This is a genomic window from Streptomyces sp. NPDC127092, assembly GCF_042722475.1.
In the GTDB taxonomy this organism is placed as follows: domain Bacteria; phylum Actinomycetota; class Actinomycetes; order Streptomycetales; family Streptomycetaceae; genus Streptomyces.
On the sequence record NZ_JBHXFE010000306.1, the window covers coordinates 1 to 1,227 of the forward strand.

At 69.9% G+C, this 1,227-nt stretch carries 2 protein-coding genes; one reads left to right on the top strand and one right to left on the bottom strand.

The features are described 5' to 3' along the window. On the bottom strand, nucleotides 1-437 hold a 437-nt coding region (locus ACFWJO_RS39940), incomplete at its 3' end, for an Hsp70 family protein (RefSeq protein WP_386873225.1). Nucleotides 438-762: 325 nt separating this feature from the next. Between ACFWJO_RS39940 and ACFWJO_RS39945 the strand changes: the two genes are divergently transcribed. Further along, on the top strand, nucleotides 763-1,227 hold a 465-nt coding region (locus ACFWJO_RS39945), incomplete at its 3' end, for a Dps family protein (protein WP_386873227.1).

The following is a 1,227-nucleotide window of genomic DNA, read 5'->3' on the forward strand; positions in this document are numbered from 1 at the left end:
TTGATGATGCGCTTGACGTTCAGGCCCGCGATCTCGCCGGCCTCCTTGGTGGCCTGGCGCTCGGCGTCGTTGAAGTAGGCGGGCACGGTGATCACCGCGTCGGTGACCTTCTCGCCCAGGTACTCCTCGGCGTCGTGCTTGAGCTTCATCAGCGTGCGGGCCGAGATCTCCTGCGGGGTGTACTTCTTGCCGTCCACCTCGGTGGTCCAGTCGGTGCCCATGTGGCGCTTGACGGACGCGTAGGTGCGCTCGGGGTTGTTGACGGCCTGGCGCTTGGCGACCTCGCCGACCAGGACGTCCCCGCCCTTGGAGAACGCGACGACGGACGGGGTGGTGCGGGCGCCCTCGGCGTTCGCGATGACGACCGGGTCGCCGCCCTCGAGGACGGCGACGACGGAGTTGGTGGTGCCGAGGTCGATGCCGACTGCACGGGACATGGTGGGGTCCTTCCTGTCTGACGGTGAAGCGGGGGCCGGACCCGCGGGCCGGGGGCACCGACGCCACAGGGACTTGAGCCTTCATGACTCAGGTTGCCACCGGGTCGGTGGACTGTCAAGTGAACCTGAGTCGACTTCACTCACTTCTGCTTCTGCGGGGGTCAACGCGGGCCGTCCGCGATCCATTCCCGGCGCCGCGGATCCGCTCCGGACCCGCCCGCGCACGCCGCTCAGACCTGGAAACACGACGACCTCACGCGGTTGGATGGCGGATCACGGGGCGTCGCCGACGGCGCGCCCACCCCAACGGAGAAGGAGCACCACCATGGCCGAGAAGAACGCCGCCGAGTACACCGTCCCGGGCCTGTCGCTGAGCACGGGCCGACGCACCGCCGAGATCCTCCAGGGCCGTCTGCACGCCCTCAACGACCTGCAGCTCACCCTGAAGCACGCCCACTGGAACGTGGTGGGCCCCGGCTTCATCGGCGTGCACGAGATGCTCGACCCCCAGATCGAGCTGGTCCGCGGGATGGTGGACGTCCTCGCGGAGCGCATCGCCACCCTGGGCGTCTCCCCCGCCGGCACCCCGGGCGCACTCGTGGCCGCCCGCGCGTGGGACGACTACACGCTGGGCCGCGCGTCGACCCTGGAGCACCTGGCCGCGCTGGACCTCGTCTACGACGGCGTCGTGACGGACCACCGCGCCGCGATCGACGCCACCGAGGACCTCGACCCGGTCACGCAGGACATCCTCATCGACCAGGTGGCCCAGCTCGAGCTGTTCCAGTGG